The sequence below is a fragment of the Phreatobacter sp. genome (genome assembly GCF_027532945.1).
GTDB lineage: Bacteria > Pseudomonadota > Alphaproteobacteria > Rhizobiales > Phreatobacteraceae > Phreatobacter.
Window position 1 is genome coordinate 120,873 of record NZ_JAPZTZ010000014.1, and the last position, 25,857, is coordinate 146,729.

The window sequence follows — 25,857 nt, forward strand, 5'->3', positions numbered from 1 at the left end:
TTCGGTCCCTTCAACGCTCGGCCTTGATGATTTCGGTCATGGTCACGCCGAGGCGGTCCTCGACGAGCACCACCTCGCCGCGGGCGACGAGACGGTCGTTCACGTAGATGTCGATGGCCTCGCCGACCTTGCGGTCGAGCTCCAGCACCGTCCCCGGGCCGAGCTTGAGAAGCTCGCCCACATCCATGCGGGAGCGCCCCAGCACGGCCGAGACATTGACGGGCACGTCGAAGATCGCCTCCAGATCGGCGGCCTCCTTCGATCCATCGTCGCCGTCGTCGTCGACGGGGAAGCCAGCATTCGCGCCGGGCACAACGTCCATGCCCTCATTTTCGAGATCAGGGAGGGGCATGCCGGGTTCGTTCGGATTGCTCATGAGAAGTCTCCGGTCGCGGCGGCATGGCTGGAGGCGATGTAGCGGCCGACCGCCTCGGCGATGCGGGCGGCGATCTCGTCGCGGTCGAGCATGATGCCGCCCGTCGACCATTCGATGCGGCAGTCACCGACCGCGATGGACGGTTCGGCGAGGATGACCAGGCGGCCCTCGAACCCGCGCTCGGAAGCGAGACGCGTCAGTTCGGTGCTGGCGTCGTCGAGCAGGGCGTCGTTCACGCGCACGACGAGATGGGGGACGCCGCGCAGATTGGCGAAGCAATCGGCGACGAGGCGGCGGATCTCGTCCATCGGCTCGCGCGCCACCAGCGTGCCGGCGAGCTTGTTCGCGACGGCGACGGCGATGTCGATGGCCTCGGCCTCGAGCCGGCCCTCGATCCGCTCCAGCGCTGCGACGGAACCGTCGAGCCGCTCGCCGAGCATACCGAGCGCAAGCGCCCGCTGCCGCTCGATGGACCCCATGGCCTGCGCCTCGCCGGCGACGAAGCCGGCGGCATGGCCCTCCTGGCGCGCGAGCGCGAGGAGCTGGTGATGATCCGTGAGCGCGATCTTCGGCTCGGCGGCGCGTTTCGCCTCCTGCGCGAATTCCGTGTCGAAGAGGAATTTGACCGGTGCCGCCACGTTCCGTTCCTCAGAAGACCAGTTCGTCGTCGGCGCGATTCTTGGTGATCATGATCTCGCCCTTGGCGGCGAGATCCTTGGCGAGGTTGACCAGGATGCCCTGGGCCTCGTCGACGTCCTTGAGGCGCATCGGACCCAGCGCCTGCATGTCGTCCTGCATCATCTTCGCCGCGCGCGTGGACATCTGCGCCAGGAAGAAGTCGCGCATGGTCTGGCTGGCGCCTTTGAGGGCGACCGCGAGCTTGTCCTTGTCGACCTGGCGCACCAGCGTCTGGGCCGAGCCCGCATCGAGCTTGGCGAGATCGTCGAAGGTGAACATCAGGTTCTTGATGCGCTCGGCGGAGTCGCGGTTCTGCTCCTCCAGCGCGGTGAGGAAGCGCGTCTCGGTCTGGCGATCGAAAGAGTTGAAGATCTCGGCCATGGCCTCGTGGCTGTCGCGCCGCGAGGTCTGCGAAAGGTTCGACATGAACTCGGTGCGCAGCGTCTGCTCGATGCGCTCCAGCACGTCCTTCTGGATCGCCTCCATCTTCAGCATGCGGCCGACCACGTCGAGAGCGAACTCCTCGGGGAGGATGGCGAGGACGCGGCCTGCATGCTCCGGCCTGATCTTGGAGAGCACGACCGCGACCGTCTGCGGATATTCGTTCTTCAGGTAGTTGGCGAGCACCTGCTCCTGCACGTTGGAGAGCTTCTCCCACATGTTGCGGCCCGCCGGGCCACGGATCTCCTCCATAAACATGGCAACGCGCTCGGGCGGCATGAACTGGCCGAGCAGACGTTCGGTCGCATCGAAATTGCCCATCAATCCGCCGGCTGCCGACAGGCGTCCGACGAATTCGAGCATGAGGCTTTCGACCACCTCCGGCTCGACGGTACCGAGCTGCGACATGGCGATCGAGAGCACGCGGATCTCGTCGTCGTCGAGCAGCTTCCAGATGCGCGCCGAGACCTTGTCACCGAGGGTCAGCATGAGGATCGCCGCACGCTGCTGGCCAGTGAGGCCCTTGGCTGCGAGGGTGTTCACGCGCCCGTCGTTGGCGAGAGCAGCAAGGGCCTGGGTGAACTCGGCGTCGCGTTGGATCTGGGCCACGGTCACTGCTTCGGCTCCCCGTCATTCAGCCACTGACGAATGATGGCCACGGTCTCGTGGGGGTTCTTGTCGACGAGCTCGCTCACCTTGGTGAGGGAGGCCTGGTGCACCTCGCCCTTGATCTGCGCCATCTCGATCATCTTCATCGTGGCGTTCTCTATGCCGGGGACGAGCGGCGGCGCGGCGAGTTTGCCGGCGGTCGCGCCTTCGCCGGTCTCCTGCCCGGGCTCGGCGCCGGCATTGCCGCCGCTCGAACCGCCGCCGCTGCTGCGCGAGCCTGCGGCCGCCACGGCGATGGCGCGCTCCTCCTCCGGCGCCATGATGCGGCGCATGAGCGGACGGACGACGAAGAGCAACACGAGCAGGGAGACGAGCAGCAGCACCCCCAGCTCGATGGCATAGCGGATGTCGTCCTTGGTGAAGTCATAGACCATCCACCAGGGCTTCGGGGCCTCAGGGGCGGCGAGCTGCGGCGCCTCGGCGAAGCGCAGGTTGACGATCTCGATCTGGTCGCCGCGGCGCTGGTCAAAGCCGATGGCCGAACGCACCAGCGCGCCGATCCGGTCGAGTTCCTCGGCCGAGCGCGGCTGGTAGTTGACGTTGCCCTGCGCGTCGCGGGCATAGATGCCGTCGACCAGCACAGCGACCGACACGCGCTTCACCCGGCCCGCCTCGATCACCTCGGTGCGCTGGGTGCGGGCGATCTCGTAATTGACCGTCTCTTCGGTCTTGCGGCTCGCCTCGCGGGAATTGTTGCCACCCGCTCCGCCCTGGTTGGCGCCGGGCAGTTCGTTGCCGACGGTGACCTGGCCGTCGCGGCCCTCGTTCGAGCTCGACTGCTCCTCGCGGGTCTGGGTGGAGCGCACGACGCGGCGCTCCGGATCGAAGTCATCGAGCGTCTGGGTGATGCGGTTGAAGTCCATGTCGGCGGTGACCTGGACGCGGGCGCGGCCCGGCCCCACCACCGAGGCGATGATGCTCTCGACCTGCTCGCGGAGGCGACGCTCCTGGCCGGCCTTACGCTCGTCCACCGTCGAGCCCATCATGCCCGAGGCGTCGCCCGCCCCGTCGGCAAGAAGGCGGCCGCCCTCGTCGACGATGGAGATGCGCTGCGGCGACAGGCCCCGCACGGCGGATGCGACGAGGTGGCGGATGGCGCGGATCTGCGCCGGCTCGAGGCCGCCACGCACCCGGAGCACGATGGACGCCGAGGGCTCGGAGCGCTCGCGGGAGAACAGCGCCCGCTCCGGCAGGACGAGATGGACACGGGCGCTCTGCACCCGCTCGATGCCGCGGATGGTGCGGGCGAGTTCACCTTCCAGGGCGCGCAGCTGATTCATGCCCTGGACGAAGGAGGTCGAGGAGAGCGCGTCGCCCTTGTCGAAGATTTCGTAGCCGACGCCGCCACCGCGCGGCATGCCGCCCTCGGCGAGCTGCAGGCGAACGCGCGCCACCTGCTCCTGCGGCACGAAGACCTGCGCGCCTTCATTGCGCAGCTGGAAGCGCACCTGGCGGCGCTCCAGCTCCTTCACGATCGCCGAGGAATCCTCAAGCGTCAGGTCGGAGAAGAGCAGCGCCATCTGCGGCTGGCTCATCCTCAGGATGATGTAGACGAAGAAGCCGATGAGGCCGAGCGAGACCGCGCCCATGGCCGCCAGCCGCGGGGCTCCCAGTTTCTTCGTGAACTCCAATATGCCGTTCAAGACGCCACCAGCCGCCCGATGAAGCTTCGTCCGGCGCTGCGCCGAACCGCTGGGCAAGATTTGCCGGGTGGGTGGTTACCGGATGGTTAACGACGTTAAGCGTTTTGGGTCGATCGGGCGAATTTACCGCAGCGACCGCAACACAAGACCGATCCCGCCGGCCGTCAGCCCGAGCATCATCAGCGTGTTGAACAGGCTCGTCGGCACGAAATAGATGGTCAGGTTCATCAGGATTCCGGCGGCGATGATGACCAGCCCGACGAAAACCAGCAGGAAGCCGAGGCGCGAGGAGCCGTCGAAAAACAGCACGCCGATGCCAAAAAGCAACGGGATTAGCGACAATCCGAAGGCGGAATAGCCGCCGATCGTCCAGGAGCCGCCATGGACGGAGACCTGGGTCGTGAGCATGTAGGCGCCGGCGACAGCCATACCGAGGCCAACGAAAAAAGGTATCAGGCCGCCCGGCGTGCCACCGGCTCCCGACAGACGAAATCCGCTCATGCCCTGCCCTTCTCCTTCGGTGGTCGATCATAGCATGGACGCGTGGACTGGCGTCCCCGCTTCCCGTTCTGCGGCAATCCCGCGCGGGCGCGCCTCCTTAACCCGCCGTTAACCACGCGCTGGGCAAATCTTGCCGGGCCCGTTCACCTTTGCGGGCCGGGGATCACGCATGACCGATGTGACGTCAGGACCGCGGCCATCGAACGCCATCGGCATGAATGCCGGTGACGTGGCTGCCTGGCTGCGCCGTCCCGACCTGTGGATGGCCATGGGTGTCATCGGCATCCTGATCATCCTGATCTTCCCGCTGCCGGCGATCATCCTCGACGTGATGCTGGCGGTGTCGATCATCTCCTCGGTCATGATCCTCATGACCGCGCTCTTCATCCACAAGCCGCTGGAATTCTCGTCCTTCCCGACGGTTCTGCTCATCGCCACCATGCTGCGGCTGGCGCTGAACCTCGCCTCGACGCGCCTCATCCTGTCGCATGGCCACGAGGGCACGGCGGCGGCCGGCCACGTCATCGAAGCCTTCGGCAATTTCGTGATGGGTGGCTCCTTCGTCATCGGAATCATCGTCTTCGCCATCCTGGTGATCGTGAACTTCATCGTCATCACCAAGGGCTCGGGCCGCATCGCCGAGGTCGCGGCGCGCTTCTCCCTCGACGCCATGCCGGGCAAGCAGATGGCCATCGACGCCGACCTGTCGGCCGGCCTCATCGACGAGAAGACCGCCAAGACCCGCCGCAAGGAGCTGGAGGACGAGAGCGCCTTCTACGGTGCCATGGACGGCGCCTCGAAATTCGTGAAGGGCGACGCCATTGCCGGCCTGCTCATCACCTTCATCAACATCATCGCCGGCCTCATCATCGGCGTCGCTCAGCAGGGCATGCCGTTCATGGAGGCGGCCCGCACCTACACGATCCTGACAGTGGGCGACGGCCTCGTCAGCCAGATCCCCGCGCTGATCATCTCGACCGCCGCGGGCCTGCTCGTCTCCAAGGCCGGCGTCACCGGATCGGCCGACCAGGCCATGATGAAGCAGCTCACGGGCTACCCCAAGGCGCTCGGCCTCTCCGCCGCCGTCATGGGTGCCATGGCGCTGCTGCCCGGCATTCCCTTCATTCCCTTCGCCGGCCTCGCCGCGCTGGCCGGCTATGCCGCCTACACGCTCGGCGAGGAGGCCAAGCGGTTGTCGCGGGAGAGCGAGGCGACGGTCGCGAACGAGGCGGCGGCCGCCGCGGCCCCGCCATCCGAGGAGCCCATCGCCTCCATCCTCAAGATCGACGATCTGAAGATCGAGCTCGGCTATGGCCTGCTGCCGCTCGTCCAGTCCGAGGGCGGCTCTGACCGCCTCACCGACCAGATCAAGGCGCTGCGCCGCCAGCTCGCCGCCGATATGGGCTTCGTCATGCCCTCGGTGCGCATCCTCGACAACGTCCAGCTGCCGCCGAACCAGTACATCATCCGCGTCAAGGAGGTGGATGCAGGCCAGGGCCAGATCTGGCCGATGCAGTACATGGTCATGGACCCGGCCGGCGGCCGGGTCGATCTCCCTGGCGTCCACACCACCGAGCCGACCTTCGGCCTGCCGGCGACCTGGGTCGATGCGGCGCTGAAGGAAGAGGCGAGCGTGCGAGGCTACACCGTCGTCGATGCGGCGACCGTGCTCTCGACCCATCTCACCGAGATCCTCAAGGCCAATGTCGCCGACCTCCTCAGCTATTCCGAGGTGCAGAAGCTGCTCAAGGAGCTGCCGAAGGAGCAGGGCGACCTCGTCAAGGACATCGTCCCCGGCCAGATCACCATTTCCGGCATCCAGAGGGTGCTGCAGGCCCTGCTCACCGAGCGCGTCTCGATCCGCGACCTGCCGACCATCCTCGAGGGCATTGCCGAGGCGGTGGCCTTCACCCGCTCGCCGAGCCAGATCGCCGAGCATGTGCGCACCCGTCTCGCCCGCCAGCTCTGCGCCCAGTTCGCCGGCATGGACGGCGGGCTCGCCCTCATCGCGCTGTCGCCGCAATGGGAACAGGCCTTCGCCGACTCCATCGTCGGCCAGGGCGACGACCGCCAGCTGGCCATGCAGCCCTCCCGGCTGTCCGAATTCATCATGCTGGTCCGCGACGCCTTCGAGGACGCCGCGCGGATGGGCGAAGCGCCGATCCTCCTCACTAGCCCGGGCATCCGGCCCTTCGTACGCTCCATCGTCGAGCGCTTCCGCGCCCAGACACCGGTGCTGAGCCAGGCTGAGATCCACCCGCGCGTGCGGCTCAAGACCGTCGGCAGTGTCTGAGGCACTTATTCCAAATCATCACAACTGAGACGTGATGTCGGATGATTGTTTCCCGCTGGGAACGGATCGATCGTGATCCCGCGCCGATGACCGGCGCCGTTCCCGGAGGATCCCATGCCCATCATCCAGATGAAGGTCTCCACGCCCGCCGCCGCCGCGCCCGCCCCGCGGGCCATCGCCGACACCGTCGTCCGCCTCACTGCCGAGATCCTGCGCAAGCGCCCGGACCTGACCGCCGTCACCATCGACATGGTGCCGGCGACGCACTGGTTCGTTGCCGGCCCCTCCCTCGCCGAACAGGGCAAGGCCTCCTTCTTCCTCGATATCAAGATCGTCGACGGCACCAACACCAAGGACGAGAAGGCGGCCTATGTCGCGGCGATCTTCGCCGCCATGGCCGACCTCCTCGGCGACCTCCATCCGGAGAGCTACGTCTATGTCCATGATGTCCGGGCGGAGGCCTATGGCTTCGGCGGCCGGACGCAGGAGCATCGCTACATCGCCGGCCGGCTGTCGCAGGCAGCCTGACCCCGCCCCGCGACGGCACGGGCGATTAACCCTTCCTTCAGGCTTTCCTCGACGGCAGGCGCGGCTCCGCTACAACGGGCGGCCATGGGGCTCCTGCCCCGGCAACCTCTCTGCGATGGAGCACCGCATGTCTCCGACCCAGGCCGTGGCGGCCACGATCACCGCCAACTTCGTCGTCTGGACCCTGATCATCGTCGCAGGCGTCCACTACCTCACCTGACGCAGCGGCGAGCGCCGATGCACCGCGAGCCCCGGCCCTGGCCGGGGCTTCGTCATTTCAGGCATCCGGCGTGCTGGAAATCTCGCCGCGGCGAACCTTGTCGGCATGGGCGGTGGTGCCACCGCTGGCGAGGAGCTTCGCCTGGCCGATCCAGTCCTCCCGCTCGATGCGGCCCGGGAAAGCGAGATAGCCGCCGACCCACAGCGCCTCCTGGGGCGTCCAGGCGGCAATCTGGTCGAAATGGAAGATGCCGAGCTCATGGAGCTTGCGCTCGTTCTGCGGGCCGATGCCAAGGATGAGCTCGAGCTCGTCAGGTTTGCCGGCGCGCGGGGCTGTCGCGCCCGCAGGCTTGGTGCCCTGAGCCATGGCCTCCGCGGCGGACGGAGGGGGCGCCGGCGTGGCGGCCACCGCCGCCGCGTTGCGCCGCTCGGCGGCATCGCCGCCGAGGCGCGCGACGGACCCCGTCGCCTCGGCCACCGCCTTGACGGCCCCGGCAGTGGAGGTCGCGGCACCGACCATGTCGCCCAGCGGCGAGCCGACGCTGTCCTCGACCTTGTCGGTGAAGACGCGCAGGAAGGCGCCGACGACGCAGCCGATAAGGTAGGCGCCGATGAAGAGTACGGCCGTGTCGAGCCACAGACCCGGCCGGCCCGGCACCCATTTCAGCGCCGCCGCCACCACCATCAGCGCGAAGGCGATCATGGCCGCCGCTGCAAGCGCGCTTGGGCCCTCGTCCTCCTTGTCGGAAGTCACCCAGCCGACGGCAAGCCCGCCGACGAGGGCCACGAGGAGCAGAAGGGCGAAGGTCTGGATCAGATAGAGCATCGCCCCCTCCTCAGTTGCGCGGCCGCACGTGGAACTCGACCCGCCGGTTCAGCGCCCTGCCGGCCTCGCTGTCGTTCGGGGCCACCGGCCGCGTCGCGGCATAGCCGATGACGACGAGGCTCTCGGCGGCAACGCCCCGCCGCAGGAGCTCATCCCGCATGATGCCAGCGCGGTCCTCGGAGAGCTTCTGGTTGCCGCCGGTCCAGTTGTGGATGTCGGCATGACCGGCGATCTCGATCCGCTCATCCGGCGCGCAGCGCTTGATGGCGGCGGCCAGCCGATCGAGCACGGCGCCATGCTCGGCCTTCTGCTCGGCCCGCCAGTAGTCGAAGAGGATGCGATCGCCCTCGAGCGCCGTCTGGATGATGACCGAGCAGTTCGGCCGGGGTGCGGGCGGCGCCGGGGGTGGCGGCGGAGCGGCCGGGGTCGCGAGCGCGACGCCACCGGAAACGGAGGCCGGAGCCGGCGCCGGAGGCGGGGGCGGCGGCGGCGGAGGAGGAGGGATCAGGTCGGCCGCGAGTGGCGGCACCTCCGGCGGAGGCGGCATGGCCGCGTCGACCTCCACCGGCGGTGGCGCTGGGGCCGGCGGAGGCGGCGGCGGCGTCAGGTCGATCGCCAGCGGCGGCGGGGGCGGCGGCGGTGGAATGTCGGCGACCGGCACGGCGATATCCGTGACGCCGACGACGGGCGCCCCGAGGCGGGCGATGGCCTCGCGCACCTGTTCGGCCAGCACCGCATTGCCCGCGCGCCCGGCAAGGGTCAGGCGGTTCCCCGTCAGCTGGACTGAGCCCTCTTCCAGCCGGAACAGCTGGGTGAGCGCCGTCTCGGTGAGGGCGGCGAAATCGACGCCGCTGGGAAAGCCGGAGGCGATCCGCGTCTCGTCCGAGACGGTTGTGCCACCCGCGAGGCGGCGCGCCAGCGCCATGACCCGCTCCCTCGCCTCGGCGGAGGGCGCGAAGCCCATCAGCGCCACGCCGTCGGGGCCGCGTCGCGCACTCCAGGTGAAGGGACTGACCACGGGCGGCGCCACGATCAGATCGCCGATGGTGTAGCCGTCGTTCCGGCCGCGCACAGCGGCGGCGAGTGTCTCGAAGGCCTCAGGGTTCGCGGCGACCCCGGTGAAGGAATAGACCGTGCCGGCGATGCGCGCCGTGCCGTTCGCCAGGCCCTTGAGCTGTTCGATGGCAGCAAGGGCCTTGGCTTCCAGCGCCGCAGGCAGGGTCGGAACCACGGCCATGGCGTCGGTCACAGGGCCCGTCGTTGCGGCGCGGGCGGCGGCGAGAATGCGCTGGCGCGCCTCTTCGGAGGGGACGGATCCCTCGAGCCGGATCGCGCCGTCCTCCGCCTTGATCGCCGACCAGTCGGCAACAGGCGGCAGGATGGCCGCCGGGGCCGGCGGCGGCTCGGCCGCCGCGGGGGCCGGGACCGTGACATTGATGCCGCCGGCAGTGACGCCCTGCGGCAGCGTGGCGAGCGCCCGCTCGATATCCGCCTTGGCGGCTGCGTCGGCGGCCGTGCCGGTGAAGCGGAAGGCGGCGCCGGCGATGCTGGCCGAGCCCGGCGTGACCTTGCCGAGCTGGGCGATGCCCATCTCCGCGGCGCGGGTGGCGGCGGCGGGAATGTCGCGGGCGAGGGTCATGAGGTCGCTGACCTCGGCACCGGGGAACGCCTTGCGGGCTGCCTCGACCAGCCGGGCACGGGCGCCATCGGGCGACACCTGGCCGGACAGCACGATGATCTGCCCCACGCGCCGGGCCGACCAACCGAAGGGATTGGCAGGGGCGAGGAAATCGTTGGCGGCATCGGCGCGGCGGATGCCGAACTGCGCCTCGGACAGGTCCTCGGCGCGCGAGGACGCGTCCAGCTCCGGAGCCGTGCCGGTGATGACGGCGTCGCGGCCGCGCATGCTGACCTGCGCCCACGGCCTGCCGTCGATGGTGGAGACCGCGCCGATCGCCTCGGTCGCGCGGCGGCCGAGATCGGCCTCAATGGCCTCCTGTTTCCATGACAGCGCCCAGCCGGCGAGCAGCGCCAGCGGCAGGAGACCGGGAAGCCAGCGACGCGGCTGATGCAACATGAACTCACCCTCATTCCATCGCCACCGACACGCGCCGGCTGTCCGGAACGGCGAAATCTCCTTACGGAAGATGCGCGGAGTCAAGATCGGCCTTTGCGAATCGGTCATTATTCAGGGCGCAGGCTGCGCTTCCGCCTCCAGTCCGGGAGGATCGCGTGAACGTCGAGGCCATCAGGTCAAGTCCGGCCGTCACGGCCCTCACCGCCGGCACCCCCGCTGCCGCGCTGGAAGCGCTCGGCCTCAAGGCCGGTGACACCGTCGCGGTGAAGGTCGCGGCCATGACCGCCGAGGGCCTCGCCCGGCTCATGGTCGGCGGCGGGACGCTCGACGTGAAAACCGACCGGCCGCTGACGCCCGGCACGACGCTGAACCTGACGGTCCAGCAGGACGGCGGCGCGGTGAAGCTCATGCTGGCCATGCCGGCCACGACCACCGGCCCGGCCGCATCTGGTCCAACGCCTCCATCGACCACGCCCCAGCCCGGACTGCCGGCTACACCCGCGGCCCCCGCTCCGGAGCCGGCCGCCTCGCCCTCGCCGGCTGGCGCTCCCCTTCCCCTGCCCGCTCAGGCGACCGTCGCCGCCGCGGTCGTCGACCTGCTCGCCCGTGGTCTCGTCCCCGCTACGACAGCGCAACTCGGCGATGGCGCGCGCGTGGCGCTCGCGGCCCGGGCAGCGCCGCCAACGACCCTCGCGGCGCTCGATGGCGAGACCGAAACCTCGCCCGCCGCCCTCAAGGTCGCGGTGACCGAAGGCGTGCGTGCCGCCGCGGGGCGGCAGGAGAGCCTTGCCACGCTCTTTGCCGATCTCGGCGCAGCGAGCCGCGGCGCCAACGCGCGCCTCCTGCCGCAGCCTGTCGCCAACGCCCTTGCGGAGGTCCTCGGCTTCCGCGTCTCCCCGGAGAGCCTCGCGACGCCGAAAGGGCTTCAGGCGGCTCTCGCCAATGCCGGAACGCTGATGGAGGCGCGGCTCGCCGCCCTGCCCGAGGGCGTTCCTCTTCCGCCCGACCTCAAGACGGCGCTGCTGCGGCTGCGCTCGGCGCTGACCGACTGGACAGCCACCCTCCCCGACACGTCCGGCGAAACGCCGAAGCCCGCCGCGCACGAGAAGCCGCCGCTGCGCGGCGCGCTCCCCCATGGCCAGCCGCCGCAGCCGGCGACGCTGGCCGATGGCGTCCCGGCCGGTGAGCTTGCGCGCACCCTCACCGAGCGCACGGAGGCGGCGCTGGCGCGTCTCACGCTGCTGCAGGCGGCCTCGCTGCCTGACAGCCAGACGCCGCGCCCGGAGGCGCCGGCCCAGACCCTGCAGATGGAGGTGCCGATCCGGCTCGGCGCCGAAACCGCCATCGCCCAGTTCCAGATCCATCGCGACCCGCCGGAACCCGACGACCGCCGCCCCGGTTCACCGGCGCAGCGTGGCTGGACCATGCGCCTGTCCCTCGACGCTGAACCGCTCGGGCCGCTCCACGCCGCCATCCGCTGGCGCGACGGCCATGTCGGCGTCGACATATGGGCCGAGCGCGCCGGCACGGCCGCGGCGCTTGACGCCGAACGCGCCAATCTCTCCGAGGCGCTTGAGGCCTCCGCCTTCGCCATCGACCGGCTGGTCATCGCAGAGGGACGCCCGCCCGATCCCAAGCCAACGGCTGCGATGCCCCACCGGCTGGACCGGTCGTCATGAGCGAGGCGCCGACCACCGGAAAGCCTGCCATCGCAGTGGCGCTGGAATACGAGATCGGCAAGGACGCGGCACCGCGCGTCATCGCCTCAGGGCGGGGCCTCGTCGCCGAAAAGATCATCGAAACCGCCCGCCAGCATGGTGTGGCCATCGAGGGCAATCCGATCCTCGCGGAAGCGCTGGCCGGTGTCGCTGTCGACGACCACATCCCCGAGGAGCTCTACCGGGCGGTGGCGGAGGTCATTGGCTTCGTGCTGCGCGCGGCTGGAAAACTGCGCTGACCTCACTCTTTCGGGCGGCATTTGGTCCGCTGGCGGGCCGAACGCGCTTGGACTATAGGCTAAAGTCCAAGAACATCCCCGGGAGGATTGCATGACCACCGTCGAAGCCGCCCCTGGTCGGCCCTGGACGAAATTCTACTCCGTCGGCATGCGGCACAATATCGACGAGGCACCGCATCCCAACCTCGCGGCCATGGTCCGCTCCGTGGCGCGCACCTACGGCGAGAGGACGGCCTTCTCGCTCTGCCTGCCGAACGGCATGGGTGGCTCCCTCTCCTATGCCGAGATCGACCGCTGGTCGGACGCCTTCGCGCTCTACCTGCGCGATGTGCTGAAGCTTCAGCCGGGCGCCCGCGTCGCCCTGCAGACGCCGAATGCCCTCGCTTTTCCGATCGTCGCCTTCGGCACGTTCAAGGCCGGCTGCGTCCTGATCAACATCAACCCGCTCTACACGGCGGAAGAGATGGGCAAGGTCTTCGCCGACGGCGATCCGGACGTGCTCGTCATCATCGACATGTTCGCCGACAAGCTGCCGGCGGCCTTCGGCATCCACAAGGTGCCGAATGTGGTGGTCTCCTCGATCACCGATTTCATGCCCTGGCTGCAGGGCACGCTGGTCGGCCTTGTGCAGAAGTACAAGGACAAGTCGGTGAAGCCGGTGCCGGTGGCCCACACCACGTTCCGCGCGGCGCTCTCCGCAGGCGAAGCGCGCAAGGCCAGCACCGCGATCGCCGCCTATGCCGAGAATGTCGGGCTCGATACGCTCGCCGTGCTCCAGTACACCGGCGGCACGACCGGCGTCTCCAAGGGCGCCATGCTCACCCACGGCAATCTCGTGATGAACATGGCCCAGTCGCTGGAAATGGTCGCCTCCAACATGGTGAAGGGCGAGGAGACCATCCTGACGGTGCTTCCGCTCTATCACATCTTCGCCTTCACGGTGAACATGCTGGGCTTCTGGTACCTCGGCGCGCACAACGTGATGGTGCCCAACCCGCGGCCGCTGACCAACCTTCAGAAGGCCTTCGAGAAATATCCCATCTCGATGCTGACCGGCGTCAACACGCTGTTCAATGGTCTGAACAACGAACCCTGGTTCCGCGACAACCCGCCCAAGACGCTGAAGAGCTCCTGCGCCGGCGGCATGGCGCTGCAGGACGCCGTGGCGCGTCGCTGGCAGGAGGTCACCGGCACGCCCGTCTTCGAGGGCTACGGCCTGACGGAATCCTCGCCGGTCATCACATTCAACCCGATGGATGCGGTGAAGGAAGGCACGATCGGCGTCCCGGTCCCCTCCACCGACGTGAAATGCGTCGATGACGAGGGCCGCGAGGTGCCGCATGGCCAGCCCGGCGAGCTGATCGCCAAGGGCCCCCAGATCATGGCCGGCTACTGGCGCAAGCCCGAGGACACCGCCCGCACCGTCCGCGACGGCTGGCTCTATACCGGTGACATCGCCATCCAGGACGACGACGGCTATTTCCGCATCGTCGACCGCAAGAAGGACATGGTGCTGGTCTCCGGCTTCAACGTCTTCCCCAACGAGGTCGAGGACACGCTGGCCAAGCACCCGGCGGTGCTCGAAGTCGCCGTGGTGGGCGTGCCGGACGGCGCGGCGGGCGAGGCGGTGAAGGCCTTCATCGTCGTCAAGCCCGGCGCGGAGCTGACATCCGAGGAGGTTCGCGCCTTCTGCAAGGAGCACCTGACCAACTACAAGGTGCCGAAGCTGGTCGAGTTCCGAGCGGAACTGCCGAAGACCAATGTCGGCAAGATCCTGCGCAAGGACCTGCGCGCCGAGGAACTCGCCAAGGCCAAGGCCTGATCGCTCCTGCGCGGCGGTCATCCCGCCGCGCCGGTTGCATCGTCTCCGGGTGCCGCTAACCTGCGGGCCCCGGAGCGCGCCATGCACGACGACCACGACCACGACCACGACCACCACGAGCATCATCACGATCATGGTCACGGCCATCACCACGGGCATGACCACGATCACGACCACAGCGAACTGTCGCCCATGGATGCGCGCGTCCGGGCGCTGGAGACGATCCTGGTCGAGAAGGGCTATGTCGACCCGGCAGCGCTCGACGTCCTGATCGAGACCTACGAGACGAAGGTCGGCCCGCATAACGGTGCCCGCGTCGTCGCAAAGAGCTGGGTGGACCCGGCCTATCGGGCCCGGCTGTTGAAGGATGCGACGGCCGCCGTCGCCGAACTCGGCTATATGGGCCGGCAGGGCGAGCATCTCGTGGCGGTCGCGAACACGCCCGACACCCACAACATGGTCGTCTGCACCCTGTGCTCCTGCTATCCGTGGCCGGTCCTGGGCCTGCCGCCCGTCTGGTACAAGTCGGCGCCCTACCGCGCCAAGGCCGTGCGCGACCCGCGCGGCGTGCTGGCCGATTTCGGCGTGACCCTGCCGGCGGCCAAGGCGATCAAGGTCTGGGATTCCACGGCGGAAGTCCGCTACCTCGTCATCCCCGAGCGGCCGGCCGGCACGGAGGGCATGTCCGAGGACGCGCTCGCTGCCCTCGTCACCCGCGACGCCATGATCGGCACCGGCATCGCCCGTGCCACGGAGACGGCGGCATGACCTATGTCACCCATGCCGACCTCGGCGGTCGCAAGGACCTCGGTGCCGTCGTCCCCGAGCGTGACGAGCCGCTGTTCCACGCCCCCTGGGAGGCTCGCGCCCTCGCCCTCACCCTCGCCATGGGCGCCACCGGCTCCTGGACCATCGACCAGTCGCGCGCCGCACGGGAGCAGCAGTCGGGCTATCTCGGCATGAGCTATTACGAGATCTGGATCGGCGGGCTGGAACGGCTGATGGCCGACCGCGGCCTCGTCACCTCAGCGGATCTGGCAGCCGGCAAGGCCGTCGATCCGCCGCAGCCCGTGGCGCGTGTGCTCACGGCGCAGAATGTGCCGGCGGTGCTCGCCCGCGGCGGCCCGACGGAACGGGAAGCGAGCGGCCCCGCCCGCTTCGCCGTCGGCGACCGCGTGAAGACATCGACCACCGCAATCCCGCGGGGCCATACGCGCCTGCCGCGCTATGCCCAAGGCAAGACCGGCACGATCACCCATTGCCACGGCGTCCATGTCTTCGCCGACGCCAATGCCACCCTCGCCGGCGAGGCGCCCGAATGGCTCTACACCGTGCGCTTCGCCGGCACCGAGCTCTTCGGCGCGGAGGCCGATCCCGCGACCAGCGTCTCCGTCGACGCCTGGGAGAGCTACCTGAGCCCCGCATGACTGTGACCGCTGCACAACCCGACCTTGCCGCCCTGCCGCACATTCCCTGCGACGCCGAGGGGCCGGTCTTCCGCGAGCCCTGGGAGGCGCACGCCTTTGCCCTGGCCGTGACCCTCCACCAGAAGGGCCTCTTCACCTGGCCGGAATGGGCCGAGGCCCTGTCGGCCGAGATCGCCCGTGCACAGGCCGATGGCGACCCGGACACCGGCGAGACCTATTACCGCCACTGGCTGAAGGCGCTGGAGGGGCTGATGATCCGCCGCGGCGTCGCCACGCCCGCGGCGATCGCGGCCACGACCGAGGCCTGGCATGCCGCAGCAGCGGCCACGCCCCATGGCCAGCCCATCGTCCTGCCGGGCCAGTGAGCCCGCTCACCGCCGCTTTGGGCTAGGCCAATTGGTCTAGGCCACCGCCACAGACGACCGATGGCTTGACCTTCGGGAATGGCTGCTCTCAACGTCCGGCCCAGGTGCCGTCACTCCTGTTGCCGCCGCCACGGACCGGATACCGGGCACCCCCGGCGCCGTGCGGCCCCTTCGAGACACCCATGCGCGCTCTGCTGCTCGCGGCCTTCGCCGCCCTCTTCCTTTCCGTGGCCGGCGAAGCCAATGCCCAGGCCCGGCAGGACTTCGCCATCGTGAACCAGACCGGCTACACGATCGATGAGGTCTATGTGAGCCCCACCTCCGCCAACAACTGGGGCGACGACCTCATGGGCGACAACAGCCTCGAGAACGGCATGACGCTGAATGTCAGCTTCCCCGTCGACACGACGGCCTGCCGCTATGACATCAAGGTCGTGTACGACGACGAAACTCCGGTGGAATTCCGCAACGTCAACCTGTGCCGCATCGCCCGGGTGACGCTGTTCTACAACCGCGGCAGCGGCGAGACCCGCGCCGTCGTCGAGTAATCGGACGGGGCCGGCCGGGCGACGCCTGGCCGGCCCCACGCCGCCTTCACTTGACGGCCGAGAAGGCCGTCGGCGCGAGGAACGAGCTCGCGACATTGGACAGGATCGGCCCGTCGGCCTCGCTGGCGTTGCGCGCTGCGATCCAGTCCGGATCCTGCTGAAACGCGGTCCATTTGCGCTCCCGTTCAGCCATCGATTCCCAGGCGACGAGATAGGTCAGGTCGTTGTTCGACGGACCGATCACCGTGGTGAAGAAGCCGGCCTGGCGGATGCCGTGCTTATCCCAGAGTTTCAGCGTGTGGTCCTGGAAGCGCGCCAGGAGCTTGGGAAGCCTGCCCGGCAGGCAGGTGTAGACGCGCAGTTCGTAAATCATCATTGGTCCTCCCTTTGGGGAGCGACAGAGTGCCCGAGCCCGAGGCCACCGGCCAAGCGTTGTGGCCGCAGGGCACCCCCGCCGCGCCGTAACGGCGCCGCGCGACGGCCGGGCGATCGCGGCGGTCCCGCTCCCGCACGAGCGCCCCTTTGAGAACGCACGGCTCCGGGAACAAAGCGCCGCTATATCCACTTGCGACAGCATGCCCCTCCCCATCGGGGGCCTGATTGCTTAATGACATTTTTATGACAGAGTCGCTGTCTCGAATTTGTCCAGATGATTCGACTTTATGCGTGAGGCCCAGCGGGGCGAGTCGACGGAGCGCCACGATGACGGGACCTGACGGAGAAACCGAAGACATCGCTGAAGGCGGCATGGCGCCTGCGGCTACAGCGTCGGCCGACACCGAGCCCCGCAACCGCCTGCAATATGCCGCCCTGCCCTTTCGTGTCGGCGACGACGGCGCTGTCGAGGTCCTGCTCATCACATCGCGCACAACCCGGCGCTGGATCATTCCCAAGGGCTGGCCCATGGGCAAGCTCGCACCCCGCAAGGTCGCGGCGACGGAGGCCTCCGAGGAAGCCGGTGTCGAGGGCAGCACGAGTCGCCGTCCCATCGGCCGCTATGGCTATGACAAGGTGCTCTCCAACGGCACGACCGTGCGCTGCGCCGTCGACGTCTATGCGCTCGAAGTGCAGAAGCAGCGCTCCTCCTGGCCGGAGCGCAAACGTCGCGAGCGGCGCTGGGTGCCGGTCGAAGAGGCCGCCGACATGGTCAGCGATACCGAACTCGCCGCGATTGTGCGGGCCTTCGCCACGCAGAGCGCGGCGGAGCAGGCCGCCATCGGCTCGGGCGCGATCACGCTCGCCTGACGTTGGACTCGCAGGCCTCGCGACGAGGCGTTAAAGGACGAGGCCCGGCGGCCCGCCGCCTCTTCTCGTCCGATCGCACCCCATGTCCGACAAGCGCGTCCTCATCGCCGGCGGTGGCATCGGTGGCCTCGCCACCGCCCTCACCCTGCACCAGATCGGCGTCCCCTTCACGGTCTTCGAGGGCGTGCGCGAGATGCGCCCGCTCGGCGTCGGCATCAACATCCAGCCCAACGCCGTGCGCGAATTGGGCGACCTCGGCATCGGCGAGGACATGCTGGACCAGGTCGGCGTGCCCGCGCGCGAATGGGCCCTCGTCGGCCTCAACGGCAACGACATCTATGCCGAGCCGCGCGGCCGCCTCGCCGGCTATAACTGGCCGCAATATGCCGTCCATCGCGGCCGTTTCCACGTCATGCTCTACGAGACCCTCGTCGACCGCGCCGGAGCGGACGCCGTGCGCCTCGGCTGCCGCATCACTGGCTACCGCAAGGAGGCCGACGGCGTCGTCGCCCTGGTCGAGACCGCTGACGGCGCGCGCTTCGAGGAGCGTGGCGCCCTGCTGATCGGCGCCGATGGCATCCATTCGGCTGTTCGCGCGCAGATGCATCCCGGCCAGCCGCCGATCCACTGGGGCGGCGCCCTCATGTGGCGCGGCACGAGCCTCGCCAGGCCCATTCGCACCGGAGCGTCCTTCATCGGCCTCGGCACCCACCGGCATCGCATGGTGATCTATCCGATCTCCCATCCCGATCCCGAAACCGGCCTCGCCATGATCAACTGGATTGCCGAGGTGGTGGTCGATGCCGGCGAGGGCTGGAAGCAGCGCGGCTGGTTCCGCGAAGTCGGCATCGACGACTTCATCCACCATTTCGAGGACTGGCGCTGGCCCTGGCTCGACGTACCGGCCCTCATCCGCGGCTCGGACGGCGCTTACGAGAACCCGATGATCGACCGCGACCCGGTGCCGACCTGGCAGGATGGGCCGGTGGGGCTTCTCGGCGACGCGGCCCACGCCATGTATCCGACCGGTTCCAACGGGGCGAGCCAGGCGATCATGGACGCGCGCATCCTCGGTGCCTCGCTCCTCGCTGAAGGGCTCACACCGGCGGCCCTCGCCGCCTACGATGCGCGGCTCTGCGGGCCGGTCTCCCAGCTCGTGCTGCGCAACCGCGGCGCCGGGCCCTTCGGCCTGCTGAACCTCGTGGACGAGCGCTGCGGCGGCACCTTCGACGACATCGACGCGGTCATCCCCGCGGAGGAGCGCACTGCCTTCATGGCCGGCTACAAGGCGGCCGCCGGCTTTGCCATCAACCAGCTGAACGAAGCGCCGCCGACGATCGCTCCCGGCGCCCGGATCGGCTGACGGCCGGCCGCACCCCCCGTCACAACAAAAGGGCGCCGGAGCGGTGAGCTCCGACGCCCTCATGCATTGCGGCGCAGCCGCGATCCCCCGCCTTATGGCGCGGGACGCACGGCCCCGAGTTCCGGATAGTGCTCCAGCATCGGCGCGCCGTTCATCGGCTTCGGCTGCTGCTGGTGGCAGGTGGTGCAGAACACCTTGGCGTTGTCGCCCTCCGGCCCGAGCCGCTCCGGCGGCTGGATCGGCAGCAACGGCGCGATGTGATTGATGTTGATGTCCCGCACCATACGGATGCCGTGATAGGCGGTGGCGCGCTGCGGCGGACTGCTCGACCACGATCCGAAATTGTTCGAGTTGTGGCAGAAGGTGCAGTTGACGCCGAGGCCCTCCGACATGTGGATCATCAGGCCATAGGTGCGCTCCGTGTCCTGGATGGTCCGCGTATTGCCCGCGGGCAGGACGGTGGTGCTGACCGCGCGGATCTGACCGGTATAGGCGAGCAGTTCCGTGAATGGATCGGTCGGCAGCGAGGTGAGGCCAACCAGCCGTCCGGCGACGTTCTGGCCCTGCCGGCTTGCCGTCGTGCCACCAGCCCCCATCGGCCCGCTATCCTGCTTGAACGTGTATTGCGGCTGCGGCTGACCGCGATGGCACGTGTAGCAGGTGACGCCGGTCTGGCCGACATGCGACGACCAGGTCGTGTTCAGCGAGCGCGTCATGATGAGCATCTGGCGCGCCACGCGGTACTGGTACTTCGACTCGTCCGCCATGTTCTCGAGATTGTGGCAATAGCCGCAGCTCGCTTCCTGCGGGGCCACCCACTCGGTCATGGAGGCCATGACCCGCAGGAACTCGGTCTCGCTGAGGTCACCGAGGACCTTGACGTTCTGGTAGATCGTCGAGACCCGCGGGCCCGTCGGATCGCCGGGAGGCTGGACCTCCGGCGGCTGGTTCGCCGCCTCGCGCGCTTCCAGCGTGCGGGGATTGGCGACATTACCCATGGACTGGCCACGATAGCCCCGCTGGTCGGTAGCGGGAGGCGGAGCCTCGCAGCCGGCGATGAATAGCGTCGCGCCGAGGAGAAGGGCCGTCAGGCAGGTGCGTGCGGAGTTCATCGCGTCGCTCCCGGCAGGGTCGAGGGATCAATGGCAGGGGTATAGGGCAGCGACGGATAGCCCGGGGCGAAGTCGTGCTTGACCGCCCAGAGGTACCAGTTGTCCACCACCGTGCCGGTGAGGAGGATGCCGATGCCGCCGGTCAGCGGCGTCAGCACGGCGAACCACCAGGCCCAGCGATGGATGGATTCCATGGTGGCGTTGAAGCCCATGGTCCAGCGCCAGAACAGGGCGGCGCGCTCGGAGGCCGTGCCGCGATCGACGATCTGCTCGATCTCGCGCTCGCCGCCGTAGCGGGAGACGGCGAGGATCGTCGCGCCGTGCATGGCGAAGAGCAGCGCCGACCCGTAGAGGAAGGTGATCGAGAGCGCGTGGAACGGGTTGTAGAAGAGGTTCCCGTAGCGGATCGAAAAGGCCGCGGTCCAGTCGAGGTGCGGGAAGATACCGAAGGGCACGCCCTCGCTCCAGGACCCCATGAGCAGCGGCCGGATGAAGCCGAGCACGAGGAACAGCCAGATCGCCGCGGCGAAGGCCCAGGCGACATGGGTGCCCATCCCGAGCGCCCGCGCCCGCCGGTAGGTGCGGATCCACCACAGGATCATCGACAGGGTGAGGAAGAAGCCGGTGAGCAGCCACCAGCCGCCCTCCGCCAGGGGCGGGATGGACAGGCCGTATTTCGGCGCCGGCGGTTCCAGGGCCAGCCAGAAGAGCTGGCGCACGAACTGCACCGGATCCCAGTTCACCGAGGCCCACATGTTGAGCCCGATGATCTCGAAGGCGATGATGCCGAACAGCAGCGAGGCGCTGCCGTACCAGCCGAGATAGATCGGGCCGATCTGCGCGTCGCCGATCTTGCCCAGCCAGTAATTGTGGAAGATCGACGTGCCGCGCTTGTAGATCTGGCTCTCGATCGGCGGCCCGGTATCGTCGGGACCGCGGACCTGGATGCGGGTGAAGATGTTCTGATAGTCGATGGCGAAGCTCACGACATCCTCCTCAACGCCAGATCGGCAGTTCGAGCCACCAGTTCCACCACTCGGGCCAGCCGAGGGTCCAGAAGGGCCCGGAGATCACGATGCAGACCGCGCTCCAGAACACCGCGGCGAGCGCCAGGAACAGCCCGAGCCGATGGATGCCGATGGTGCCGACCGAGTAGCCGATCGTGTCGCGGAAGAAGGCGTTCTCGTGCTCCGGCGTCTTCACCGGCTCGCCCTTGGGCGGGTTGGTGGCCGACAGCACGAGCGCCCCGTGGAGGGACAGCGCCAGCGTCGTCGTGAAGAAGAAGGTCACGGCGATCATGTGCGCGGGATTGTAGTGGAAGTGCAGGTACTGGTAGCCGACGTTCGACACCCAATCGAGGTGGCTGAAGATCCCGTAGGGGAAGGCGTGCCCCCAGGCGCCCATCAGGACGGGGCGGATCACCTGCAGCGTCACATAGGCGAAGATCGCCATCGAGAAGGCCACCGGCACGTGCAGGCCCATGCCGAGTTTGCGCGAGATCTCGACCTCGCGCATCGCCCAGGACCCGAAGGCTCCGATGGCGCAGATGGTGATGATCTGCCACAGGCCGCCTTCCGCCAGCGGTGCGAGGCCGAGGCCGTATTTCAGGTCCGGCGGGGCGATGTTGATGCGCCAGACGTTCCAGGTGTCGCCGAGGGCCGCGCCCCACAGGATCAGGCCGACGCCGAGCAGCGAGAAGAAAAAGGTGGTGACCCCGAAAAAGCCGACCCAGAAGGGTCCGACCCAGAAGTCGAAGAGATCGCCCCCGACCAGCGTGCCGCCGCGCACGCGATATTTGGCTTCGAAGCTCAGCATGGCCATGGTCGGCTCCTCTAGGCAGTGCATGCGCATGCGATGGAGTTGACCGGGGCCACCGGAAGCGTCGCGCGGATGCGCTCCGCTGCTGGTGTCCCCGGGTCTTTCGCGTCAGGCGCCCGTGATGGTGATCGTCGTGCCGGCGACCGTGACGGTCGGGACCGAGATCACGTCGGCACGGGGCGCAGGGCGGGCGCGAGGGCCTTCGATCCAGTTGAAGCGATCGGTGCTGAGCAGGATGAAATGGATCAGCAGAGCGAGCGCGAACAGGAACGTGGCCATAGCGACGAGGACCCGCCTGGGGTCGAAGATGAGCCAGAGTTTCCACATGAGATCTTCTCCCGTCAGCCAATGAGCGTCTGAGCCACGACCGTGGCGCCGTCGATCATCGACTGCGCGTAGCCGCGGGGTCCGGGGAACCAGGGCCGCCACTGCCACGCCAGGAAATGGGCGATGACCGCGACGACCGTGAATCCGACGAAACCCTGGATGAAGTACTTGTGGAACTCCTGAGCTTCCTCCTCGGTGAGGCCCGAAAGGGACTCTTTGTCAGCCATGATGGACTACTCCTCGTTTCGGCCCGAAGGCCGTCGCCGAGCCTTTCGGCACGGCAGGGTCGCCAGGGGGCTGACGCCCCCCGGCCATTCGCCCGGTCACCCGGACGAGACGGACCGTTCAGCCCATGAAGGCGAACGGAATGGCGGATGCCGCGGCCGCACGGGCCTCGGCGAAGAGGGACAGGCTCTCGGGGGAAGCGGTCTGGCCGCGCAGCCGGGCGAGGGCGGCAAGGCCCAGGAAGAACGGGAACGAGGCCAGCATCAGCAGCCGGAATTCGATCCGGTCCATGCGGCGCGACCGCGAGTGGGCGGGCATGCGGGCGGCGTGATCCATGGCTTGTCTCCCTGCCGGTCGCGTGATGCGACCTTGTCGATGGGGATGCACTGCAAGCGAAAGGCGCCCGGGGGCACCGGACGAGATCAGTTGGGCGGGCGGCCGAGCTGGCCGACAGCACGCGTGACGGAATCGGGGCGGACGACGCCGGAGCCGGCGGCGCGGGCCTCGCGCTCGGCGGTGTCACGCAGGCGCTTGGCGGCGGAGATGCGCACGAGCACCGGATGGGTCTCGACGACCGCATCGAGCATGGCGCGGGCCTCTTCGCTCCAGGGCAGGTCGTCATCGAGCCGCGAGGGCGTCGCCTCGATGCGATCCATGTCGCTGCCGAGCGGCAGGATGTGGAAGAGCGCATCGAACAGCGCGTTGCAGACCTCCTGGAGGAGGTAGGTCGCGCCCGCATAGCCCATGAAGGGCGTGCCGGTGTGGCGGCGGATGATGGCCCCCGGAAAGGAGGCGGGAATGAACACCGCCCGCGCCCCGCAATCGGCGAGATACATGCGCTCGTTGAAGCTGCCGAAGAGGATGAGCGGCGTGCGATCGCGGATCGCCTGGCGCACCGCCTCGTTGTCCGGCTTCACGCCGGCGCGGCGGGAGACGGCGAAGTGGCAGGGCAGGCCGAGTTCCTCGGAGAGGAAATGCTTGAGGCCCCGCGCATAGGTGTCGGTGGCGACGACGCCGTAGCTCGCGGTGCCCAGGAAGTCCTGCGTCACCGAGCGCCAGAGATCCCAGAGCGGCTTGATCGTCGTGTGCTTCTCGCGCGCGATGAAGGGCTGCGGGTCGACACCGGCGAGCTCGCCGAGCTTCTCGAGGAAGGCGGTGGTTGAGTGCAGGCCGATCGGCGCCTGGAGATAGGGCCGCTCCAGCCGCTCGCAGAGCAGGCGCCCGAACTCGCGGTAGAGGCAGATATTGACGTCCGCATCGGCGAGCTTGGCCACGTCCTGGAGGTGGCTGCCGAGCGGGAACTCCATGTTCACCTCGCAGCCGATCCCCTCGACGAGGCGGCGGATCTCGGCGAGGTCCGAGGGCATGTTGAACGTGCCGTAGGCCGGCCCGATGATGTTGACGCGCGGCTTGGCGCCCGCCTCGCGGCGACGCTCCGGCACTTTGCGCGGGCCGAACTCGGTCCACAGCCAGGACAGCGCGCGGTCGGCGCTCTGCCACTGGTCCTCGTCGATGGTGCGCGGCAGGAAACGCTTGATGGCCGTGCCTTCCGGCGTCACGCCGCCGCCGATCATCTCGGCGATGGAGCCGGTGACGACCACCGACGGCAGGTCGGGATCGAGGGCGCGGTGGGCACGGCGCATGGCCTGCTCCGTCCCCTTCTGGCCGAGTTCTTCCTCGGCAAGGCCGGTGACGACGATCGGCAGCTCGTGGGGCGGCAGCGCATCGGTGTAGTGGAGGACGGAGGTGACGGGGAGGTTCTCGCAGCCCACCGGGCCGTCGATCACCACCTGCAGGCCCTTGATCGCGGTGAAGACATAGACCGCGCCCCAGTAGCCCCCTGCCCTGTCATGATCGAGGACCAGCATCAGAGCATCTCCTCGGCTTTGCGCTTCTTGGCGAGCGCATCGAGCTGGCGGCGATACTTGGCGCGGAAATCCGGCCGCGGATCGGGCGTTTTGGACCAGACACCCGCCGTATCGCCGGAGCCGACGCCCTCGAAGAAGTCCTTCATCCGGTCGAAGCGCGGCTTGTTGCCGAGCGCCGCGTTAACGACGGTGGCGAGCGAACCGGCTCCGGCAAGGCCGAAGAGCGGCCGCGCCGAGATCAGGTTGGTGAAGTAGAGGGCGGGAATGGCCCGCTCCTTGGCCTTCTGCACCACCGGCGTCGTGCCGATGGCGAGGTCCGGCTGGTGCTCGTCGAGCGCCTCGAGATCCTGCTCCAGCGAGGCGCGGTAGCGCACCGTGACGCCGCGAGCCTCCAGCCAGGCGCGATCCGGCTCGGACCAGGGCGTCTGCGGGCAGGCCGTGCCGACATAGCGCAGGTCCGCGCCGCTCTCGACGAGCAGCCGGCCGACGAGCAGCTCCGAGCCCTCATAGCCCGACAGGGTGATGCGGCCGGAGATGCGGGCCCGCTCCAGCGCCGCGCCGATCAGCGGCAGGGCGCGGTTCTGCGCCTCGGCGATGCGCTCCGGCGCAACACCCGCGGCCTTGCCGATGGCGGCGAGCCAGTCGGCCGTGCCGTCGCGGCCCACTGGTGCGGAGGCGACGACGGGACGGCCGGCCGCCTCGAACTCGCGGATGCTCGCGGTATAGAAGGGATGGATGGCGGCGACCGCCACGCAATCCAGCGCCGCATAGAGCTCGCGCCATTCGCGGGTCGGAACGCTGGGACCGGCGGCAAGCCCCATCGGCTCCAGCAGCGCGCCGATGCCCATGGGATCGGCGGGGAACATCTCCCCGAGCAGGGTGACGGTCGGCCGCTGGTTGGCGCGGGTGATCCGCGGCGCCTGGACGGGGCCCTTCTCGGCCTCGCCGCGGGCATAGCGCAGCATGGCGCCGGCGAGCACGTCCTTGGCTTCCGCGTGGGTCGGCACGCCGAAGCCCGGCACGTCGATGCCGATGACGCGCACCCCGTTGATCTGCTTCGGCAGGAGCTTCAGCGGCACGCCGGAGGCGGTGGGGACGCACAGATTGATGATGACGATGGCGTCATAGAGCGCCGGATCGGCAAGATCGTGGACGGAGTCGCGGATGTCCTCGAACAGCTTGCCGGTGACCAGCGATTCCGAGTTGAACGGCACATAGCCGACGGTCCGCCGCGCGCCGTAGAAGTGCGAGGTGAAGGTGAGGCCATAGACGCAGCAGGCCGAGCCAGAGAGCACGGTGGCAGTGCGCCGCATCCTCAAGCCCACGCGCAGCGAGCCGAAGGCAGGGCACATGCTCTGCGGCTGGTCATGCGGCCCCTTGGGATAGTCGGCCGCATACTGGTCCAGCACCTCGCTCTTGCCGGCGGCGCGCGCCGCCTCCTCCATTTGCGCCTTGCCGCCATGGCAGCCGGCCTCCGACGCCTCGGGAGGCATCGGCTTGGCGGCGGCCGAGAGGGGCTTGGCGAGGGT

General features: G+C 68.8%; 27 protein-coding genes. 11 read left to right on the plus strand and 16 right to left on the minus strand.

Features of this window, described 5'->3' with window-relative positions; all coding sequences use genetic code 11:
* Nucleotides 1-10: 10 nt before the first annotated feature.
* The 5 genes from fliN to O9344_RS11130 form a co-directional block, all read right to left on the minus strand.
* On the minus strand, nucleotides 11-322 hold the full coding sequence (fliN, locus tag O9344_RS11110; RefSeq protein ID WP_298477040.1) for a flagellar motor switch protein FliN: 312 nt from the start codon (nucleotides 320-322) through the stop codon (nucleotides 11-13).
* A gap of 50 nt (nucleotides 323-372) precedes the next feature.
* Nucleotides 373-1,014, minus strand: coding sequence for a FliH/SctL family protein (locus tag O9344_RS11115; protein ID WP_298476658.1), 642 nt, complete (start codon nucleotides 1,012-1,014; stop codon nucleotides 373-375).
* A 10-nt stretch (nucleotides 1,015-1,024) separates the two neighbouring features.
* Entirely contained in the window at nucleotides 1,025-2,104 is a 1,080-nt protein-coding gene (fliG, locus tag O9344_RS11120) for a flagellar motor switch protein FliG (RefSeq protein ID WP_298476662.1), read from the minus strand.
* A 2-nt stretch (nucleotides 2,105-2,106) separates the two neighbouring features.
* A complete protein-coding gene (gene fliF, locus O9344_RS11125; protein ID WP_298476665.1) occupies nucleotides 2,107-3,807 on the minus strand; it encodes a flagellar basal-body MS-ring/collar protein FliF in 1,701 nt (566 codons plus the stop codon).
* Between the two features lie 123 nt (nucleotides 3,808-3,930).
* On the minus strand, nucleotides 3,931-4,308 hold the full coding sequence (locus tag O9344_RS11130; RefSeq protein WP_298476668.1) for a hypothetical protein: 378 nt from the start codon (nucleotides 4,306-4,308) through the stop codon (nucleotides 3,931-3,933).
* A 169-nt stretch (nucleotides 4,309-4,477) separates the two neighbouring features.
* On the opposite strand from O9344_RS11130, the gene flhA reads away from it, so the two are divergent.
* Together flhA and O9344_RS11140 are read left to right on the plus strand one after the other, a co-directional pair.
* Complete coding sequence (gene flhA / locus O9344_RS11135) at nucleotides 4,478-6,601, plus strand: flagellar biosynthesis protein FlhA (RefSeq protein ID WP_298476671.1); 2,124 nt, start codon at nucleotides 4,478-4,480, stop codon at nucleotides 6,599-6,601.
* A 114-nt stretch (nucleotides 6,602-6,715) separates the two neighbouring features.
* Entirely contained in the window at nucleotides 6,716-7,129 is a 414-nt protein-coding gene (locus O9344_RS11140) for a tautomerase family protein (RefSeq protein ID WP_298476673.1), read from the plus strand.
* A gap of 277 nt (nucleotides 7,130-7,406) precedes the next feature.
* Here O9344_RS11140 and O9344_RS11145 read toward each other — a convergent pair whose 3' ends face one another.
* Nucleotides 7,407-8,174, minus strand: a complete 768-nt coding sequence (locus O9344_RS11145) for a hypothetical protein (RefSeq protein ID WP_298476676.1) — start codon at nucleotides 8,172-8,174, stop codon at nucleotides 7,407-7,409.
* Between the two features lie 10 nt (nucleotides 8,175-8,184).
* Nucleotides 8,185-10,251, minus strand: coding sequence for an OmpA family protein (locus O9344_RS11150; protein WP_298476679.1), 2,067 nt, complete (start codon nucleotides 10,249-10,251; stop codon nucleotides 8,185-8,187).
* A 155-nt stretch (nucleotides 10,252-10,406) separates the two neighbouring features.
* Here O9344_RS11150 and O9344_RS11155 point away from each other — a divergent pair, with 155 nt between their 5' ends.
* From O9344_RS11155 to O9344_RS11185, 7 genes are all read left to right on the plus strand, one after another.
* On the plus strand, nucleotides 10,407-11,930 hold the full coding sequence (locus tag O9344_RS11155; RefSeq protein WP_298476682.1) for a flagellar hook-length control protein FliK: 1,524 nt from the start codon (nucleotides 10,407-10,409) through the stop codon (nucleotides 11,928-11,930).
* Nucleotides 11,927-12,208, plus strand: coding sequence for an EscU/YscU/HrcU family type III secretion system export apparatus switch protein (locus O9344_RS11160; protein ID WP_298476685.1), 282 nt, complete (start codon nucleotides 11,927-11,929; stop codon nucleotides 12,206-12,208). Before O9344_RS11155 ends, O9344_RS11160 begins: the two co-directional genes overlap by 4 nt.
* A 91-nt stretch (nucleotides 12,209-12,299) precedes the next feature.
* Complete coding sequence (locus O9344_RS11165; protein ID WP_298476688.1) at nucleotides 12,300-14,030, plus strand: AMP-binding protein; 1,731 nt, start codon at nucleotides 12,300-12,302, stop codon at nucleotides 14,028-14,030.
* A gap of 81 nt (nucleotides 14,031-14,111) precedes the next feature.
* Nucleotides 14,112-14,798, plus strand: coding sequence for a nitrile hydratase subunit alpha (nthA, locus tag O9344_RS11170; RefSeq protein WP_298476691.1), 687 nt, complete (start codon nucleotides 14,112-14,114; stop codon nucleotides 14,796-14,798).
* A complete protein-coding gene (gene nthB / locus O9344_RS11175; protein ID WP_298476695.1) occupies nucleotides 14,795-15,457 on the plus strand; it encodes a nitrile hydratase subunit beta in 663 nt (220 codons plus the stop codon). The genes nthA and nthB overlap by 4 nt, the downstream gene beginning before the upstream one ends.
* Nucleotides 15,454-15,822, plus strand: coding sequence for a nitrile hydratase accessory protein (locus O9344_RS11180; protein WP_298476698.1), 369 nt, complete (start codon nucleotides 15,454-15,456; stop codon nucleotides 15,820-15,822). The genes nthB and O9344_RS11180 overlap by 4 nt, the downstream gene beginning before the upstream one ends.
* Before the next feature lie 182 nt (nucleotides 15,823-16,004).
* Nucleotides 16,005-16,370, plus strand: coding sequence for a hypothetical protein (locus O9344_RS11185; protein WP_298476701.1), 366 nt, complete (start codon nucleotides 16,005-16,007; stop codon nucleotides 16,368-16,370).
* Between the two features lie 46 nt (nucleotides 16,371-16,416).
* On the opposite strand, the gene O9344_RS11190 is transcribed toward O9344_RS11185, so the two are convergent.
* Nucleotides 16,417-16,743: an NIPSNAP family protein gene (locus tag O9344_RS11190; protein WP_298477043.1), complete on the minus strand. Its 327-nt coding sequence runs from the start codon at nucleotides 16,741-16,743 to the stop codon at nucleotides 16,417-16,419.
* A gap of 329 nt (nucleotides 16,744-17,072) precedes the next feature.
* Here O9344_RS11190 and O9344_RS11195 point away from each other — a divergent pair, with 329 nt between their 5' ends.
* A complete protein-coding gene (locus tag O9344_RS11195) occupies nucleotides 17,073-17,615 on the plus strand; it encodes an NUDIX hydrolase (RefSeq protein WP_298476704.1) in 543 nt (180 codons plus the stop codon).
* An 82-nt stretch (nucleotides 17,616-17,697) separates the two neighbouring features.
* Complete coding sequence (locus O9344_RS11200) at nucleotides 17,698-18,978, plus strand: flavin-dependent oxidoreductase (RefSeq protein ID WP_298476707.1); 1,281 nt, start codon at nucleotides 17,698-17,700, stop codon at nucleotides 18,976-18,978.
* Between the two features lie 92 nt (nucleotides 18,979-19,070).
* Here the strand turns inward: O9344_RS11200 and pufC are convergent, their stop codons facing one another.
* The 8 genes from pufC to bchY form a co-directional block, all read right to left on the minus strand.
* Entirely contained in the window at nucleotides 19,071-20,090 is a 1,020-nt protein-coding gene (gene pufC, locus O9344_RS11205) for a photosynthetic reaction center cytochrome PufC (RefSeq protein ID WP_298476710.1), read from the minus strand.
* Complete coding sequence (gene pufM / locus O9344_RS11210) at nucleotides 20,087-21,076, minus strand: photosynthetic reaction center subunit M (RefSeq protein WP_298476714.1); 990 nt, start codon at nucleotides 21,074-21,076, stop codon at nucleotides 20,087-20,089. The genes pufC and pufM overlap by 4 nt, the downstream gene beginning before the upstream one ends.
* Nucleotides 21,077-21,086: 10 nt before the next feature.
* Entirely contained in the window at nucleotides 21,087-21,911 is an 825-nt protein-coding gene (pufL, locus tag O9344_RS11215; RefSeq protein ID WP_298476717.1) for a photosynthetic reaction center subunit L, read from the minus strand.
* A gap of 105 nt (nucleotides 21,912-22,016) precedes the next feature.
* On the minus strand, nucleotides 22,017-22,235 hold the full coding sequence (pufA, locus tag O9344_RS11220; RefSeq protein WP_298476720.1) for a light-harvesting antenna LH1, alpha subunit: 219 nt from the start codon (nucleotides 22,233-22,235) through the stop codon (nucleotides 22,017-22,019).
* 14 nt (nucleotides 22,236-22,249) lie between these two features.
* The gene (gene pufB / locus O9344_RS11225; RefSeq protein ID WP_298476723.1) at nucleotides 22,250-22,462 is read right to left on the minus strand and encodes a light-harvesting antenna LH1, beta subunit; all 213 of its coding nucleotides are present in this window, start codon (nucleotides 22,460-22,462) and stop codon (nucleotides 22,250-22,252) included.
* A gap of 118 nt (nucleotides 22,463-22,580) precedes the next feature.
* On the minus strand, nucleotides 22,581-22,796 hold the full coding sequence (locus O9344_RS11230) for a hypothetical protein (RefSeq protein WP_298476726.1): 216 nt from the start codon (nucleotides 22,794-22,796) through the stop codon (nucleotides 22,581-22,583).
* 86 nt (nucleotides 22,797-22,882) lie between these two features.
* On the minus strand, nucleotides 22,883-24,328 hold the full coding sequence (gene bchZ / locus O9344_RS11235) for a chlorophyllide a reductase subunit Z (protein ID WP_298476729.1): 1,446 nt from the start codon (nucleotides 24,326-24,328) through the stop codon (nucleotides 22,883-22,885).
* Nucleotides 24,328-25,821: a chlorophyllide a reductase subunit Y gene (gene bchY, locus O9344_RS11240; RefSeq protein WP_298477046.1), complete on the minus strand. Its 1,494-nt coding sequence runs from the start codon at nucleotides 25,819-25,821 to the stop codon at nucleotides 24,328-24,330. Before bchY ends, bchZ begins: the two co-directional genes overlap by 1 nt.
* Between the last annotated feature and the right edge of the window lie 36 nt (nucleotides 25,822-25,857).